General features: G+C 72.1%; 15 protein-coding genes. 11 read left to right on the top strand and 4 right to left on the bottom strand.

What is annotated here, in order from left to right; all coding sequences use genetic code 11:
• Window positions 1–21 precede the first annotated feature (21 nt).
• Window positions 22–1158 (bottom strand): substrate-binding domain-containing protein, encoded by a 1137-nt coding sequence (locus ACN27G_RS16030; RefSeq protein ID WP_421493613.1) that lies wholly within the window; start codon window positions 1156–1158, stop codon window positions 22–24.
• Window positions 1159–1461: 303 nt separating this feature from the next.
• Between ACN27G_RS16030 and ACN27G_RS16025 the strand changes: the two genes are divergently transcribed.
• From ACN27G_RS16025 to ACN27G_RS15980, 10 genes are all read left to right on the top strand, one after another.
• Window positions 1462–3531 (top strand): DUF2264 domain-containing protein, encoded by a 2070-nt coding sequence (locus ACN27G_RS16025; protein ID WP_421493612.1) that lies wholly within the window; start codon window positions 1462–1464, stop codon window positions 3529–3531.
• Window positions 3528–4829, top strand: coding sequence for an ABC transporter substrate-binding protein (locus ACN27G_RS16020; protein ID WP_421493611.1), 1302 nt, complete (start codon window positions 3528–3530; stop codon window positions 4827–4829). The genes ACN27G_RS16025 and ACN27G_RS16020 overlap by 4 nt, the downstream gene beginning before the upstream one ends.
• An 84-nt stretch (window positions 4830–4913) precedes the next feature.
• Window positions 4914–5822 (top strand): carbohydrate ABC transporter permease, encoded by a 909-nt coding sequence (locus ACN27G_RS16015; protein WP_421493610.1) that lies wholly within the window; start codon window positions 4914–4916, stop codon window positions 5820–5822.
• Complete coding sequence (locus ACN27G_RS16010) at window positions 5819–6715, top strand: carbohydrate ABC transporter permease (RefSeq protein ID WP_421493609.1); 897 nt, start codon at window positions 5819–5821, stop codon at window positions 6713–6715. Before ACN27G_RS16015 ends, ACN27G_RS16010 begins: the two co-directional genes overlap by 4 nt.
• Before the next feature lie 4 nt (window positions 6716–6719).
• Window positions 6720–7397 carry a hypothetical protein gene (locus ACN27G_RS16005; RefSeq protein ID WP_421493608.1) on the top strand — a complete coding sequence of 226 codons (678 nt, stop codon included), beginning with the start codon at window positions 6720–6722 and terminating at the stop codon, window positions 7395–7397.
• 65 nt (window positions 7398–7462) lie between these two features.
• Window positions 7463–8689 (top strand): glycoside hydrolase family 88 protein, encoded by a 1227-nt coding sequence (locus ACN27G_RS16000; RefSeq protein ID WP_421493607.1) that lies wholly within the window; start codon window positions 7463–7465, stop codon window positions 8687–8689.
• Window positions 8690–8752: 63 nt separating this feature from the next.
• On the top strand, window positions 8753–9577 hold the full coding sequence (gene iolB, locus ACN27G_RS15995; protein WP_421493606.1) for a 5-deoxy-glucuronate isomerase: 825 nt from the start codon (window positions 8753–8755) through the stop codon (window positions 9575–9577).
• Between the two features lie 2 nt (window positions 9578–9579).
• Window positions 9580–10344 carry a 2-dehydro-3-deoxy-D-gluconate 5-dehydrogenase KduD gene (kduD, locus tag ACN27G_RS15990; protein ID WP_421497337.1) on the top strand — a complete coding sequence of 255 codons (765 nt, stop codon included), beginning with the start codon at window positions 9580–9582 and terminating at the stop codon, window positions 10342–10344.
• Between the two features lie 13 nt (window positions 10345–10357).
• Window positions 10358–11446: a substrate-binding domain-containing protein gene (locus tag ACN27G_RS15985; RefSeq protein ID WP_421493605.1), complete on the top strand. Its 1089-nt coding sequence runs from the start codon at window positions 10358–10360 to the stop codon at window positions 11444–11446.
• 356 nt (window positions 11447–11802) lie between these two features.
• A complete protein-coding gene (locus tag ACN27G_RS15980; protein ID WP_421493604.1) occupies window positions 11803–13251 on the top strand; it encodes an RICIN domain-containing protein in 1449 nt (482 codons plus the stop codon).
• 85 nt (window positions 13252–13336) lie between these two features.
• Here ACN27G_RS15980 and ACN27G_RS15975 read toward each other — a convergent pair whose 3' ends face one another.
• On the bottom strand, window positions 13337–13489 hold the full coding sequence (locus tag ACN27G_RS15975; protein WP_421493603.1) for an AbfB domain-containing protein: 153 nt from the start codon (window positions 13487–13489) through the stop codon (window positions 13337–13339).
• 428 nt (window positions 13490–13917) lie between these two features.
• Complete coding sequence (locus tag ACN27G_RS15970) at window positions 13918–14478, bottom strand: hypothetical protein (protein ID WP_421493602.1); 561 nt, start codon at window positions 14476–14478, stop codon at window positions 13918–13920.
• 433 nt (window positions 14479–14911) lie between these two features.
• On the opposite strand from ACN27G_RS15970, the gene ACN27G_RS15965 reads away from it, so the two are divergent.
• A complete protein-coding gene (locus ACN27G_RS15965; RefSeq protein WP_421493601.1) occupies window positions 14912–15628 on the top strand; it encodes a CBS domain-containing protein in 717 nt (238 codons plus the stop codon).
• Between the two features lie 79 nt (window positions 15629–15707).
• On the opposite strand, the gene ACN27G_RS15960 is transcribed toward ACN27G_RS15965, so the two are convergent.
• Window positions 15708–16385: a phosphoribosyltransferase gene (locus ACN27G_RS15960; RefSeq protein ID WP_421493600.1), complete on the bottom strand. Its 678-nt coding sequence runs from the start codon at window positions 16383–16385 to the stop codon at window positions 15708–15710.
• Between the last annotated feature and the right edge of the window lie 42 nt (window positions 16386–16427).

Below are 16427 nucleotides of genomic sequence, written 5' to 3'. Positions count from 1 at the left end.
CGACGGTCCAGCGCGGTCGGGCTATCCGCGCGGCGCTGCGGTCGACTCGCGTATCCGGAGGGAGGGGCTGATGACCACGCGGTGCGCCGGGCGGTCGGAATCGGCGAGCCGGTCGGCGACGAGGCGTACGGCGGCGCGCCCGATGGAGCGCCTCGGTGGCCGTACGGCGGTCAGCGGCGGATTGCCCAGCGCGGCGACCTCGTCGTCGTAGGCCACGATGGACAGGTCGCCGGGAACGGCGACGTGCCGCTCCTCGCAGCGCTGCACCAGCGCGATCGCCTCGGCGTCGGCGTGCACCAGCAGCGCGGTGGTGCCGGTCGCCTGGCACCGGTCGAGCACGCCGTCCAGGACGGCGTCCCGGTCCGGCGACCGGGCGTCCGGCACCAGCGCCTCCACCGTGGAGCCGGCCGCCATGCCGCACTCCGTGGTCGCCTCGAACCAGCCGCGCCGGACGTGCGGGCTGGTCGGGCTGTTGCTGTCGAGCACCAGGCCGACCCGGCGGTGGCCGAGGGAGCCGAGGTGCCGCACCGCCGTGGCCGCCCCGAGCGCGTGGTCGGTGACCACCGACTCCATCACGGCATGCGCGGCGCCCACGGTGGCGGTGCGCTCCAGCAACACGACCGGTACCCCGGCCCGGTGGAGCCATCCGATGGTGCGCTCCGTGCTCGGCGCGTCCATCCGGGGCGCGACGATCAGACCGTCGACCGCCGTCCGGTCGAGAAGGCGGGCCAGGTGCGGCTGGTCGTCCTCGCTCTCGTATGAGGAGCCGCGCAGCACCACGCGCATGTCGAGCTCGCGGGCGGCCTCCTCGGCGCCCCGGGCCACCTCGGGCCAGTAGTAGTCGAGCGACGGCACCAGCATGCCGAGGGTGCGCCCGCTGAAGCCGTCGGGACCGGCGGCGGGGCCGGGGTCGGCCGGCGGCGCGCCGTCGGGCGTGATCAGGGCGACCCCGCCGTGCACCCGCCGGACGAGACCTTCGGCGGCGAGCTGGGCGATGTCGCGCCGGATGGTGACCGCGGCGGCGCCGAGTGCCTGGGACAGGTCGGAGATGCGCAGCGCCCCGTCCCGCTGGAGCGCCTCCAGCAACTGCTGGCGGCGGGCCACCTGGAGCGGTCCGCGGGCCTCCGGTGTGTCGGCCGGGTTGCCGTGGTGGGTCATCGGGCACCTCCGGGGGTCGCGGCGCGGGCGCGGGCTCCTCGCGGGGGGACCGGCGGCATCGGGCAGGGTGCGCCGTGCCGGCCGGTGCGGGGCGGGGTGGTGGGCATCAGACCTCGCCGAGTTGCGGGATGGCTGTGATCGATCCTGACCATACCAGGTCGACTTCTGATCGAGTCTGCTCGTTTCAGTCCGGACATCGTATTGACACGTTCACTTGTGAGCGTTTTACTTCGGAAACCCGGCGGTTGCCTGCCCGACACAACGTCGACACCGCCCCTCCGCCCGCCCCTGGAGTACGGACCGATGCGACAGGACCGCGCGACACCCCACGCCGCCCCCGCCGACACCTGGGGCCGGGCCGAGCTGGTGGCGCTGGCCGACCGGATGCTCGCCGCCGCCCGGCCGTACGCCTCACCGGGCCACGCCCTGGTCACCTTCCCCGGTCCGGCCGGCGGCTACGGGCGCGCGGTCGACGGGCTGGAGGGGTTCGCCCGGACCTTCCTGCTGGCGGGCTTCCGCATCGCCGGTGCCCGGGGCGAGGGCCTGGACGAGCTCGCCGACCGGTACGCGGCCGGGATCGCCGCCGGCACCGACCCGTCCGCCCCGGATCGCTGGGTGCGGCTGGACGAGCACGCCCAGGCGAAGGTGGAGGCCGCCTCCCTCGCCCTGGTGCTCGACCTGACCCGTCCCTGGATCTGGGACCGGCTCGCGCCCGAGGTGCGGGAGCGGGTGGTGGACTACCTGGCCCCGGCGGTGGGCGACAGCAGCTATCCGCGGATCAACTGGGTCTGGTTCCGGCTGGTGGTGCAGACCTTCCTCCGCTCGGTGGGCGGCCCGTACTCACCCGACGAGATGGCCGAGGATCTCGCCAGTCACGACAGCTTCGTCCGCGCCGAGGGCTGGATGTCCGACGGTCCCGAGCGCGCCTACGACCACTACGTCGGTTGGGCGCTGCACCTCTACCCGGCGCTCTGGGCCCGGATGGCCGGCGCCACCGACCTGGCCGCCGCCCGCCGTGACCGGGACGTGGCGATGCTCGACCGCTTCCTGCGCGACGCGGTGACGCTGGTCGGCGCCGACGGATCCCCGCTGATCCAGGGCCGGAGCCTGGTCTACCGGTTCGCCGCCGCCGCACCGTTCTGGATCGGCGCACTCGCCGGGGTGCCCTCGGTCGGCCTCGGGCGGCTGCGCCGGGCCGCCACGGGCATCGTGCGGCACTTCGTCGACCACGGCGCACCCGACGGGCGGGGCCTGCTCACCCTCGGCTGGCACGGGCCGTGGCCGCGACTGGCCCAGTCGTACTCCGGACCCGGCTCGCCGTACTGGGCCAGCAAGGGCCTGCTCGGCCTCGCGCTGCCGGCGGAGCACCCGGTATGGACGGCGCCGGAGGAGCCGCTGCCGGTCGAGGAGCGGGACGCGGTGCTCGCCGTGCCCGCGCCCGGCTGGCTGGTCTCGGCCACCCGCGCCGACGGCATCGTCCGGGTCGTCAACCACGGCACCGACCATGCCGGCGAGGGCGCCGCCGTCGCTGACTCCCCGCTCTACGCCCGCCTCGGCTACTCCACCGCGACCACTCCGGTGCTGGACCCGAGCGGCTGGCTCACCCCGCTCGACCAGTCGGTCACCCTCGTCGACCTCGCCGGCCGGGCCACCCACCGCGCCGGCATGCGCCTGCTGGCCGTACGCGTCGACCGCGACCGCGACCGCGACCGCGACGGCGACGGCGACGGCGACCGTGTCCTGGTCGGTGTGGCGGGCTCTCGCGCGCTGGCCCACTGGGTCGAGCCGGATCCCGACCAGCGCGACCACGGCGGAGGCCGGGCGGGCCGGAGCTGGCCTGCCGGGCAGCTCGCGGTCTGGTCGCTGGTGCGCGGTCCCTGGGAGGTCCGGCTGGCCCGGGTGGAAAGCCTGGCCGAGGGCGTGCCGGCGGACGCGCTGCGGCTCCGGGTCGGCGGCTGGGCCGTGCCCGGCGAGGCCACGGCGGCCCTGGACGGCGGCCTGGTCCGGGTCACGGGGGCGGGTCTGACCAGCCGGCTCGCCAGTGTGCACGGCGGCGGGACGGCCGGCACCACCACCCTGCCCGACGGCGGGCCGCTGCCCGGCGGGCTGGTGGTGCCCTGGCTGGACCACGCCGTCCGGCCGGGAAAGTGGATCACCGTCCTCGTCGAGCTCACCGCGACGGTCGCGGCCACCGGCCGCCCGTGCCGGGTGTTGCTCGCCGAGGGCACCGACGGTCTCCAGGTGGCGGTCGACTGGCCCGACGGGGCCCGCACCGCGACCCGCCTGGAGACGGATCCTGCCGGGTTCGCCGCTTCGGCGACCGGGCAGTCCTGCGGGCCCACACCGGGCCCCCTACCTAAGGAGAAGGGATGAAGCGCGCGATACCGGCCGTGGTCAGTGCCGCGACGGCGCTGGCGCTCGTCCTCGCCGGTTGCAGTGGCGAGGACGAGCCGGTCGACCCCAACGCACCGGTGACGATCACTTTGGCGGGCTGGAGCCTCTCCTCCACGCCCGAGTTCAAGACGCTCGCCGACGGGTTCAAGGCAAGCCACCCGAACGTGACGGTGGAGCTGAAGGAATACGACACGGCCAACTACGACACCCAGATGACCGCCGACCTGGCCGCCGGCACCGCCCCCGACGTCTACGTGCAGAAGAACCTGAAGAACTTCTACACCTACTCGAGCGGCGGCCAGCTGCTCGACGTCTCCGACGCCGCCGCCGATCTCGGCTCGGTCTCCGCGCTCGCGTCCTACCAGGTCGACGGCAAGATGTACGCGATCCCGTACCGGCAGGACTCGTGGGTGCTCTACTACAACAAGGAGCTCTTCGCCAAGGCGAAGGTGCCGCCCCCGGACGGCACCTGGACCTGGGACGACTACGTGGCGGCGGCGAAGCAGCTGAGCACCGGGCTCAAGGCGGCCGGCTCGAACGCGAGCGGCGCCTACCAGCACATCTTCCAGTCCACGGTGCAGGGTCTCGCGCTCGCCCAGACACCCGGCGCGGACCTGCTCTCCGGAAACTTCGACTACCTGAAGCCGTACTACCAGCGGTCGCTGGACCTGCAGGCGGCCGGTGCGCAGCCGAGCTTCGGCACCGCCAACACCAACAAGCTCACCTACCAGGCACAGTTCGGCAAGCAGCAGTCGGCGATGATGGTCATGGGCACCTGGTACATCGCCACCCTGCTCAACCAGCGCAGGAGCGGCGACGCCGACACGTTCGAGTGGGGTATCGCCCCGGCGCCGCAGTTCGACACCTCCACCACCGGCACCTCCGCCACACCGGTCACCTTCGGTGACCCGACCGGGCTGGGCATCAACCCCAGGATCGACAAGTCGAAGGTCGCCGCCGCCAAGGCCTTCGTCGGCTACGCGGCCAGCGAGGACGCCGCCAAGGCCCTGGCCGGGATCGGCATCACCCCCGCCCGGGTCACCGAGGCGGTCAGCGCGACGCTCTTCGGGCTCGACGGCGTACCGCAGGACGACGTGTCGAAGTTCGCCTACGCCACGCACATGATCAAGCCGGAGAACCCGGTGTCGAAGCACACGGCCGGGTTGCAGAACATCCTCAACGAGACGCACTCGGCGATCCTCTCCGACAGCAAGGGCCTGGACGAGGCGATCAACGAGGCGCAGACCCGCGCCAAGAACGAGGTCCTCAACCAGTGAGGTGCTGACCGCCGGTGGGTCCGGTGCGGCACCGCGCGCGCCGGACCCACCACCCCACGCCGAGACGCTTTCCGGAGACTTCCTATGACAACCATGCCGCGTACGCGGCTGCGGCGCCGGCCGCTGGTGTGGCGCAACACGATCGCCGGCTGGTCGTTCATCCTGCCGAACTTCCTCGGCTTCGCCGTGCTCACGCTCGTGCCGGTGGCGGTGCTCTTCTACATGGCCTTCACCGACTGGAACGTCTTCGGCGTGGCCAACTGGACCGGCACGGCGAACTTCCGGCGGCTGTGGAACGACGCCAGCTTCTGGACAGCGCTGTGGAACACCGTCTACTACACGGTCTTCCACATCCCGCTGACCATGGTGGCCTCGCTCGGGCTGGCGCTGCTGCTCAACCGCAGGCTGCGCGGCGTGCGGTTCTTCCGTACCGTCGCGTTCTTCCCGTACATCACCTCGATCGTGGCGATCGCGGTGGTCTGGAACCAGCTCTTCAGCCCGGAGTACGGGCCGATCAACGCCTTTCTCGGCGCCGTCGGCGTGGCGAACCCGCCCGGCTGGACGACCTCGGCGGACTGGTCGATGCCGGCCGTCATCATCGTCGGCACCTGGCGCTACATGGGCTACTACATGCTGCTCTTCCTGGCCGGCCTGCAGACCATCCCGGCACAGCTCTACGAGGCGGCCCAGATCGACGGTGCCACCGCCTGGCAGCGGTTCGTGCACGTCACGCTCCCGGGACTGCGGCACACCACGTTCTTCGTCACCGTGATCCTCACCATCGAGAGCTTCAAGGTCTTCGACCTCATCCTGGTGATGACCGAGGGCGGTCCCGGGCAGTCCACGCTGGTGCTGTCACAGTACATCTACCAGAAGGGCTTCATGGAGAACCAGTTCGGCTACGCCTCGGCCGTCTCCATCGTGCTCTTCGCGCTCTGCTTCGGGGTCACGGTCATCCAGTTCATGATCAACAAGCGGAGGAACGCACGATGACCGCGACCGAGGCCCCCGCGCCCCCCGCCGGCATCACCGTCCCCGGCCGCGTCCGGCCACCGGGCCGCCGCGTCGCGTCGCGGGGCTGGCGGCTGGTCGGCTACGCCGTCCTCGCCGCTTCGGCCGCCGCGCTGCTGCTGCCCTTCTACTGGATGGTCGTGTCGTCGTTGAAGACCAACAACGACGTCTTCACCATCCCCATCACCTGGCTGCCGGACCCGGTGGTCTGGCGCAACTACCTCGACATCTGGCAGCGCTCGGAGATGACGACCTGGCTGGGCAACACCCTGCTGCTCTCGGTGATCGTCACCCTTCTGCAGGTCTTCACCGGCAGCTTCGCCGCGTACGGCTTCGCCCGGGTCCGCTTCCCCGGCCGCAACCTGCTCTTCCTGGCGTACGTCGGCACCATCGCGGTGCCGTGGCAGTCGTACATGATCCCGCAGTTCATCCTGATGTCGAAGCTGCACCTGTCGAACACGCTCTGGGCGATCGTCGCGCTGCAGGCGTTCGGCGCGTTCGGCGTCTTCCTGATGAAGCAGTTCTACGAGACCATCCCGGAGGAGCTGAGCGAGTCGGCGCGGGTCGACGGGCTCACCGAGTTCGGCATCTACCGCCGGATCATGCTGCCGCTCTCCCGGCCGGCGCTGGCCAGCCTGACCCTGCTCACCTTCGTCACCACCTGGAACGACTATCTCGGCCCGCTGATCTATCTGCGCAGCCCCGAGCTGCGCACCGTCCAGCTGGGACTGCGCACGTTCATCTCGCAGTACAACGCCGAGTACGCGCTGATCATGACGGGCTCCGTGCTCTCGGTGCTGCCGGTGGCGGTCATCTTCCTGCTCGGGCAGCGGTATTTCGTCGAGGGCATCGCCTCGACCGGACTGAAGGGGTGAGGCCGTGCGACCGCGCCACCAGACCATCGCCGCCGTCTTCGACGGTGCGTACGTCGCCCTGGTCAGCAACATGCTGCTGGTCCTCGGCAGCCTGCCGCTGGTCGTGCTGCTCTTCACCACCGACCCGGCGCGCTCCTGGCCGCTCTACGCGCTGACCGCACCGCTCTGCGCCCCCGGGCTCTGCGGCGTCTTCGCGGTGATGTCCGGCTACCCGTCGGGGGCGGGCGGAAGCCTGCTGCGCAGGTACGGCCACGCCTGGCGCGCCGCCGCCCGGCCGGCCACGCTCTGGGCGGCCGGGGCGACCGCCGTGCTGGTCGTCCTCGGGGTCGACGCGTACGCCCTCTGGGGGCACCGGGCCGGCGCGCTCGCCCTGCCGGTCCTGGTCGTGCTCGCCGTCCTCACCGCCGGCACCGGGCTGCTCGGGCTGGTGGTGATCGCCGAACGGCCCGGCGCGCGGCTGCCCGACGTGGCCCGTGCCTGCCTCTACCTGGCGGTGCGCCGGTGGTACCTCACCGCCGCCTCCCTGCTGGTCCTCGGGCTGCTCGGGCAGCTTCTCGTGGCCCGGCCCGCGATCGCGCTCGGCCTCGCCGCCGCGCCGCTGCTCTACGTGGTCTGGGCCAACAGCCGCTTCACCCTGCGCGCCGCCCTGGACCCCCCGACGACCGCCCCGACGACCGCCTGACCGCCCGGTAGCACGGCGGAACCCGCCGGCACCCGCCCCGGACACACGAGGGAGACACAGCAACCATGACGGCGACCGACGTCCGTCCCAGCCCTGACGCCGGCGCGACCGCGCACGCCGTCGCGGCCGCGCTCCGCACCATCGGCAGGAACATCGACGCCCTCGGCGACCGGTATCCGGCGGACACCACCGCCGGCAACCGCTACCCCCTGCGACCGCCGGCCGGTGGCCTGCCGCAGGGGTCCAACGTCGGCTGGACCACCAGCTTCTGGCCGGGCATGCTCTGGCTGGCGTACGACCTGACCGGCGAGGAGCGCTACCGGCACGCGGCGCTGTCGCACGTGGAAAGCTTCGCCGACCGGGTCGACCGCGGCATCGACCTGGACACCCACGACCTCGGATTCCTCTACACGCTGGCCTGCGTGATCCCGGCCCGCCGGGCCGGCCATCGGCGGGCCCGGGGCGCCGCGCTCGCCGCCGCCGACCACCTGATGACCCGGGTCCTCGAACCGGCCGGGATCATCCAGGCCTGGGGTGACCTGGACGATCCCCGGCAGCGCGGTCGCACGATCATCGACAGCCTGATGAACACGCCGCTGCTCTTCTGGGCCAGCGACGCCACCGGTGACCACCGCTACGCCGACGCCGCCCGCCGGCACGCCGCCCAGCTCCGCGCGCACATCCTGCGCCCGGACGGCACCACCTTCCACACCTACTACTGGGACGCGGAGACCGGGGCGCCGCTGCGGGGGGAGACCGAGCAGGGCCACGCCGACCACTCCTGCTGGGCCCGGGGGCAGGCGTGGGGGATCTACGGGTTCAGCCTCAACCACCGGCACACCGGCGATCCCGCGCTGCTCGCGGCGGCGCGTACCTGCGCCGACTACTTCCTCGACCACCTCCCCGCGGACCGGGTCGCCTACTGGGACCTCGAGTTCGGCGACGGCAGCGGCCAGGAGCGGGACAGCTCGGCCGCGGCCATCGCCGCCTGCGGTCTGGTCGAGCTCGCCGACAACCTCGCCGACCGGGCCGACGCATACCGGGCCGACGCCGACCGGTACCGCACGGCGGCCGGGCAGATCCTGCACTCGCTCATCGACGGCTACGCCACCGCCGGTCACGGCGGTGAGCGGCAGCGGGGCCCGGAGGCGCTGCTCCGGCACGGCGTCTACGACAAGCCCAAAGGGATCGGCGTGGACGAGGGCAATCTCTGGGGCGACTACTTCTATCTGGAGGCACTGACCCGCGCCACCGTTACCGGCTGGTCCAGCCCCTGGTCCAGCCCCCGGTAACCGCCCTCGTCGACACCGTCCCGGCATCCGACGCGACCGACGTACACCTGTGAGGAAGGCATGATGGACTACCGGTACCACTGCACGATCCCGGCCGGCGCGGGCTGCAACAGCCTGCCCGTCAACCCCTGCCGGCTGCTCGACTTCAACCTGCTCAGGCTCGCCGCCGGCGAGTCCTGGAGCGTCGAATCCGGCGACCGGGAGATCCTCGCCGTCGTCCTCGGCGGCACGGCGGACTTCACGGTCGCCGGCCGCCGCTTCGCCGGGGTCGGCGGGCGGCCGGACGTCTTCTCCGGCAAGCCGTACTCCGTCTACGTCCCCGCCGGCTCCAGCCTTGCCGTCGAGGCGGTCACCGACCTGGAGGTCGCGCTGCCCAGCGCACCCAGCGAGCTGGCCACCGACCCGTACGTCATCGCGCCCGAGCAGGTGGTCGGCGGCCGGTGGGGTGCGGCCAACTTCGGGCGTACCTACCACCAGATCCTCACCGAGATCTCCCAGCCGGAGCTGCCGGCCCGCAGGCTCATCGTGGGGGAGACCTACACCCCCTCCGGCAACTGGAGCACCTATCCGCCGCACCGGCACAAGGTCGACGACCTGCCCGCCGAGGCCGCGCACGAGGAGATGTACTACTACCGGGTCAGCCCGGCGGACGGCTTCGGGATCAGCCGCGTCTACACCGACGAGGGGTACGAGGAGAACGTCACCATCCGCGACCACGTGATGCAGATGATGCCGGAGGGCTACCACACCGTGGTCAGCGCACCCGGCTACACCACCTACTTCCTCTGGTTCCTCGCCGGCACCCAGCGCACCCAGGGCGCCCGGGAGGATGCCGCGCTGGCCTGGGTCGGCCAGACCGTTCCGACGCTGCGCGGCCTGGGCCTGTGACGATGGTCCTGGACAGCTTCCGGCTCGACGGCCGCGTCGCCCTCGTCACCGGCGGCAACCGGGGCATCGGGCAGGCGCTCGCCACCGCCCTGGCGCAGGCCGGTGCCGACGTCGCGCTGCTCGGCCGCACCCGTCCGGCCGAGACCGTCGCCCGGGTGGCGGCGCTCGGCCGGCGGGCGCTCGTCGTACCCGTCGATCTCGCCACCGCCGGCCCGGACGACCTCGCCGGGGCGGTCGCGACGGCGGCCGACGAGCTCGGCCGCCTCGACATCCTGGTGAACAACGCCGGCATCATCCGCCGCTCGGCGGCGGTCGCGCACCCGCCCGAGGACTGGGCCGTGGTGCTCCGGGTCGACCTCGACGCGGTGTTCCAGCTCTGCCAGGCCGCCGGCCGGATCATGCTCAGCCAGCGGCACGGGAAGATCGTCAACCTCGCGTCGATGCTTTCCTACCAGGGCGGGATCCGCGTGCCGTCGTACGCGGCGGCCAAGCACGCCGTCGTGGGGCTCACCAGGGCGTTGGCCAACGAGTGGGCCGCCACCGGGGTCAACGTCAACGCCATCGCCCCCGGCTACATCGCCACCGACAACACCGCACCGCTGCGCGCCGACGCCGACCGGGAGGCCGCGATCCGGGAGCGGATCCCGGCCGGTCGTTGGGGGGTGCCCGACGACCTGACGGGCGCCGTGGTCTTCCTCGCCTCCGACGCGGCGCGGTACGTGCACGGCGTCGTCCTGCCGGTGGACGGAGGCTGGCTCGCCCGTTAGGAGTGGACGCCTCGTGGAGACGGATCGGCTGTTCAGCGCGCAGCGCCAGGAGCGACTGCTCGCCGAGCTTCGCGGGCACGGTGCCGTGCGGGTACGCGACCTCGCCCGCGACCTCGGCGTCAGCGAGCTGACCATCCGCCGCGACATCGCCGCGCTGGCCGAACGCGGTCTCGTCGCCAAGGTGCACGGCGGGGCGACGTTGCCGTCCCAGAGCTCCGCCGCCGGCCCGCCCCGGCGCGCCACCGCGACGCGCTTCACGGTGGGCATGGTCGTTCCCTCGCTCGACTTCTACTGGCCGCTCGTCGTGGCCGGGGCGCGCGCCGCGGCGGCGGCGCTCGGCGTCGCGATCCAGTTGCGCGGTTCGAGTTACGACCCGGAGGAGGACCACCGGCAGATCGGCCGGCTCGTCGACGCCCAGCAGGTCCAGGGCCTGCTCCTGGCGCCGAGCCTGGAGGGTGACGACTCCGCCGAGATCCTCGACTGGATCGGTCGCCTCTCGGTGCCGACCATCCTCGTCGAACGCCAGCCGCGCCGGTGGACGCCGACGACCCGGCACATCGAGTGGGTACGCAGCGACCACGCGCTCGGCCTCGAGATCGCCGTCTACCACCTCCGGCAGCAGGGGCACCGGCGCATCGGCCTCGTGCTGGCACAGGGGAGTCCGACGTCGGCACACCTGCGGGACGCCTGGCGGGCGGCCGTGGCCGCTCCCGCCGGCTCGGGCCCGGAGGCGATCATGCTCGGCGCACCCGGGGAGCGGGACGCCATCCGTCGCATCCTCCGGGAGTGCCGGCACTCGAAGATCACCGCCCTGATCGTGCACAGCGACCCGCACGCCATCGCCGTGGCCCAGCTCTGCGCGGAAGGCGGCATCGCCGTTCCCGGTGACCTGGCGATCGTCTCCTACGACGACGAGATCGCCCACCTCGGCGAGCCCACCCTCACCGCCATCCGGCCGCCGAAGGGCTCGGTCGGACGGCTCGCCGTCGAGCTGATGGTCTCCCGCCTGCTCGACGGGGAGCGCCGACCGGCACGCCGGGTTCTCCTCGCCCCCGAACTTGTCGTCCGGGGCTCGTCGCTGCGGTTGTCACCGATGCGCTGACACCGGCGGCCGCCATCCGTGGACCCGACCGTCAGGCAACCGTCAGATTCGCGGAGGCCGCGCCGTCGGGCCCGGCTCCCGCATGCGGGGCTTCGGAGATTAATGTTCGTGTATGTATCTTCTTGAATGAGTCGGTTCGAACTGTGGTGTCCGTAGCCCCGCTCGATTACCAAGGGGTTACCGACGAGGCGGACCGACGCCCGTCGCGGGCCTGCCGCATCCGCTCGGCGGCGCCGCCCGCAACGGCCCGGCGGGTCTGTCCCGACCACCCAGGCGGGGTCTGTCCCGACCACCCCGGCGGTGGCCGGTCCCCGCCGCCGCGACAGGTTCCACCACCAACGGAAAGGACGACCGCAGTGAGAGCTACCAGACGCCCTGCGTCCCTCGGCACGGCACTCGCCGTGACCGCCACGGCGATCCTGGCGGCGGTGGCGGTGACCCCCGCTCCGGCGCAGGCGGCGCCGGTCACCATCACCAACGGGACCCAATTCACCGACACCGGCGGCAACCCGCTGCACGCGCACGGCGGCGGCGTCCTCAAGGTCGGCGACTACTACTACTGGTTCGGCGAGAACCGGAACGCCAACAACACCTTCCGGGCCGTCTCCGTCTACCGCTCCACCAACCTGCGGGACTGGGAGTTCCGCAACAACGTCCTCACCCAGTCGTCCGCATCCGAGTTGCAGGTCGCCAACATCGAGCGACCGAAGGTGATCTACAACGCCAGCACCGGCCGGTACGTGATGTGGATGCACAAGGAGAACGGGTCCAACTACAGCGAGGCGCGGGCCGCCGTCGCCTCCTCGGCGACCGTGGACGGCACCTACACCTACCACGGCAGCTTCCGGCCGCTCGGCCAGCACATGTCCCGGGACATCACCCTCTACAACGACGGCGGCACCGCGTACATGATCTCGGCCGCCGACGAGAACTACGACCTGCACATCTATCGGCTCACCTCCGACTATCTCAACGTGGCGAGCCTGGTCGGCAACTTCTGGAACGACGCACACCGGGAGGCGCCGGCGATGTTCAAGCGGGGCGGCACGTACTTCCTGCTGACCTCGGCCGCCACCGGCTGGAGCCCCAACCAGGCGAAGTACGCCACGGCGTCGAGCATCTCCGGCCCGTGGACCGGCTGGACCAACGTCGGCAACTCCACCACCTTCAGCTCCCAGCCCACCTACGTGCTGCCGATCCAGGGCAGCTCCACCACGAGCTACCTCTACATGGGTGACCGCTGGGCCGGCGCCTGGGACGGGCCGGTCAACGACTCCCAGTACGTCTGGCTGCCGATCAGCTTTCCCTCCAGCACCAGCATGAGCCTGAGCTGGTACCCCTCCATCACCATCGACACCGCCACCGGCACCGTCACCGGCAGCTCGCCGACCTACTACCGGGTCACCAACCGCAACAGCGGCAAGGTGATGGACGTGATCGAGGGCTCGACCGCCAACAACGCCGAGATCAAGCAGTGGAGCTGGAACGGCGGCGGCAACCAGAAGTGGGAGTTCCAGGACGCCGGCGGCGGCTACGTCCGCGTGATCAACTCCAACAGCGGCAAGTGTCTCGACGTCGCCTCCGCCTCCACCGCCGACGGGGCCAACATCATCCAGTACACCTGTGGCGGCGGCACCAACCAGCAGTGGCAGTGGGTCGCCACCGGCAGCTACCACCAGTTGCGCGCCCGGCACAGCGGCAAGTGCCTGGACGTGGTCGACCGGGGCACCGGCGACGGCGCGGACATCCAGCAGTACGCCTGCACCGGCGGCACCAACCAGCAGTGGAGCCGTACCCAGTCCTGACCGTGCCGGAGACGCGCCGAGCACCCGTGGCACGCGCCGGTGAGGCGCGGCGCCCGGGTGCTCGGCTCCTCCGGGTGTGCGTCGGCTATGTGGTCACCCGGAAGGTCGCGTCGCCGCGTCCCTGTGTGTCACCGATCGGGTCGAGGCGGAGCAGGTAGTCGTGGTGCCGGATGTACCGGTCGGGGTAGTTGTGGGACTGGAACGACGTGCGGTGGTGTCTTCCGGGGGCGGTCGGCATGGCAGTCCGGACCGCCGTCGGCACGAGACTCGCACGGATCGGCCGTCTGGACGGCATGCGTGGTGGTGCGCGTGGGGGCCCGGACCGACGGCCTCGGGGCGAGGGTCGGTGCGCCATCCGCGCCTGATGTCGCACCGGGCAAGGCCGTGTTGCAAGGAGATGTTAGCGGTAACACGGCGCCTGTCAAGCCCTCGACAAACCTCGATCCCTGGTGGTCGTGCCGGGCGTGTTCGAGTGTGAACGGTCCTGAACCTCTCGGTTCGGATCCTGGCGCCCGGTCGCTGTTTCCGGTACCGATGTAACCCGGACGGCGCCGGCACGGGAGGGTTGATCCACGTGAGATGCGGACGCGTGCGACGGGGGCGCCGCTACGGCGGCGCCCCCATCGGGTGGAGCGGTGTTCAGGTGAGACGCGGGTCAAGCCGGGCCTACTTGAGCCAGGGCTGCTTCTGCACGATCGGGAGACTCTCCCAGACCTTGCCGAAGCCGATCGTCCTACCGGCGCCCACCAGGGCCAGGCCGACCATCACGGCCGCGGTGATCAGGTGCTCGTCCATGAACGGGTTGGTCTGCGGCGGCAGCGCCACCGACCACATCATCACGTACAGTGCCGCGCCGGCCGTGGCCGCCACCCGCATTCCGATGCCAAGTGTGAGAGCCAGACCGATCCCGAGCAGGCCCAGCATGAAGGCCCAGTTCGCGAAGCCGGTGCCGGCCAGGGAGTGGTAGAAGCCCGCGAAGGGTCCCTCCGAGCCGCTCAGGAAACCCTGGGTCGGGCTGCCGCCCTCGATCCAGGCCCGCTCCGCCGGAGTGGCGAAGCCCAGGCCGAAGACCTTGTCGACGAACGCCCACAGGAAGGTCCAGCCGAGGGCCAGCCGCACGGCGGCCCAGATGTACCGGGCGGCCTTCTGTGCCGCCGTTTCGGTCACGCCGATGCCGACCGCAGGAGCGGTCGTTCCCGTCGTCTGCCGCTCGGAAATCGCGGTCATGGCGATGCACGTCCTCTCGTCTCCGCCGTGCCCCCGCTGGGCACACATCAATTTCATCGGTTTCGAACTCTGACCAGCAGAGTCCGCAGGCCGGACGGCGGCGGGTCTCCCGTCCCGCCGTCGCCGGGACCTTCGACCCGATCCCGGTCGCTCCCGTCGGAGGGGGGACCGGGTCGCCCCTGTCGGAGCGGTTACCGGCCGCTCTTCCGCGAGCGGTTCCGGGCGTTCGGCCCGGCGTCATCGGGCCGAACGCCACTGCCGCCAGCAGCCCGGCGGACCGAGGCTGTAGGTGAGGCAGCGGGAGGATCGCGTGCCGGCCCGCCTGCCGTGGGGTGTCCACGCCCCACCTCGCGGGCAGACCGACCCGAACGCGGGAGCCGACCCGAACGCGAGATGCGGCGGCTCGACCGCCGACGAGAGGAAGGAGCCCACGATGAGACGGTGGAGAGTCGAGGACGTGATGACCCGCGACGTGGTGTCGGTCGCGCCGGACGCCACCTACCGTGAAGTGGTCGACACGCTGACCGGGGCCGGCGTCAGTGCCGCGCCGGTGCTCGACGCCGACGGCCGGGTCCTCGGTGTGGTCTCCGAAGCCGACCTCCTGCACAAGGTCGAGGCGATCGGGGACGAACAGCACCGGCGGATCTTCGCCGGCCGGCGGCGGGTCGACAGCAGGACGCGCGCGACCGTCGCCGCCGACCTCATGACCGCACCGGCCGTCGTCGTGTCCCCCGACGCACCGGTGAGCACCGCCGCGCGGCGCCTCGAGAAGGAGCGGATCAAGCGGATGCCCGTGGTCGACAGCGACCGGTGTCTGGTGGGCATCGTGTCCCGGCGGGACCTCCTGCGCATCCACACCCGGCCGGACGCCGCGATCCGGGCCGAGATCGTCGACGACGTCCTGCGGCGCTCCCTCTGGGTCGATCCGCTGGCCGTCCAGGTCGACGTTGTCGACGGCGCGGTGACGCTGACGGGCACCGTGGAGAGCCGCAGCCTCGCCGGCCTCGTCGTCACGTTCGTCACCGAGGTAGCCGGCGTGGTGGAGGTCGTCGACCGGCTCCGCTGGGAGCACGACGATTCCCGGATGCTCCGGTCGCACGGCTACGCGTTCGGCAGCGCGGAACGCCTGATGAGGCCGTCCCGGAACTGAACCTGATGAGGCCGTCCCACACCTGATGAGGCCGTCCCGGAGCCGGGCCGGCCGGGGATCGGGACGGAGGCACGGCGGCTTACCCGGCCGTCGCACCCGTTCGGCGGCCGGGCCGGTACGGAGAGTGGATCGCCGCGACGTGCAGCAGCTCAGCCACCTCCTCGTCGGACGGAGCGGGCAGCCGGTACCAGCGGGAGCGCTCCGGGAGCCACGCCGGGGCACCGATGGAGACGACCTCCTCGGCCTCCTGGGCCAGGGCGACGACGGTCCCGATCGTGGCGAGCGGCACGGCGAGGACGATCCGGTCGGGGTGGCGGGCCCGCACGGAACGGCACGCCGCCCGGGCCGTCATGCCGGTGCCGACGCCGTCGTCGACGACGACCGCCGTACGCCGGGCCAGCGGCACCGGCGCCCGCCCGGCCCGCATCCGTCGGCCGCGCTGCGCAACCTCCCGCCGGACGGCGTCGACCATGCGGGCGAGACCATCGGCGTCGATGCCCGCCCGATCCACCGCCGTCCGATCGGTGGCCACGACACCGCCCTCGGCGACCGCCCCCAGGGTCAGTCCGGAGACGAACGGGTCCACCAGGCGCTGGACGACGACGACGTCGAGCGGCACGGCCAACACCCGGGCCACCTCGTAGGCGACGGCCGCACCGCCTCGGGCGACGCCGAGCACCACCGCGTCGCCCCCACGTAGCTGCGCGAGCCGCTGGCCCAGCCGCCGGCCCGCCTCTGCACGATCCCGGAAGCTCACGGTTCCGCCTCCTTCCTTCGGTGGCGGGGACGCGGCCTCTTC

The organism is Plantactinospora sp. WMMB334 (genome assembly GCF_049179095.1).
In the GTDB taxonomy this organism is placed as follows: domain Bacteria; phylum Actinomycetota; class Actinomycetes; order Mycobacteriales; family Micromonosporaceae; genus Plantactinospora.
Note: the sequence above shows the minus strand (reverse complement) of the source record. Positions and strands in the feature narration are given on the sequence as shown.

Coding starts and splice junctions, on each gene's coding strand:
- ACN27G_RS15975 (WP_421493603.1), bottom strand. CDS start 13,489: ATGCCGACCGCCCCCGGAAGACACCACCGCACGTCGTTCCAGTCCCAC.
- kduD (WP_421497337.1), top strand. CDS start 9,580: ATGGTCCTGGACAGCTTCCGGCTCGACGGCCGCGTCGCCCTCGTCACC.
- iolB (WP_421493606.1), top strand. CDS start 8,753: ATGGACTACCGGTACCACTGCACGATCCCGGCCGGCGCGGGCTGCAAC.
- ACN27G_RS16015 (WP_421493610.1), top strand. CDS start 4,914: ATGACAACCATGCCGCGTACGCGGCTGCGGCGCCGGCCGCTGGTGTGG.
- ACN27G_RS16010 (WP_421493609.1), top strand. CDS start 5,819: ATGACCGCGACCGAGGCCCCCGCGCCCCCCGCCGGCATCACCGTCCCC.
- ACN27G_RS16030 (WP_421493613.1), bottom strand. CDS start 1,158: ATGACCCACCACGGCAACCCGGCCGACACACCGGAGGCCCGCGGACCG.
- ACN27G_RS16025 (WP_421493612.1), top strand. CDS start 1,462: ATGCGACAGGACCGCGCGACACCCCACGCCGCCCCCGCCGACACCTGG.
- ACN27G_RS15970 (WP_421493602.1), bottom strand. CDS start 14,478: ATGACCGCGATTTCCGAGCGGCAGACGACGGGAACGACCGCTCCTGCG.
- ACN27G_RS16000 (WP_421493607.1), top strand. CDS start 7,463: ATGACGGCGACCGACGTCCGTCCCAGCCCTGACGCCGGCGCGACCGCG.
- ACN27G_RS15965 (WP_421493601.1), top strand. CDS start 14,912: ATGAGACGGTGGAGAGTCGAGGACGTGATGACCCGCGACGTGGTGTCG.
- ACN27G_RS16020 (WP_421493611.1), top strand. CDS start 3,528: ATGAAGCGCGCGATACCGGCCGTGGTCAGTGCCGCGACGGCGCTGGCG.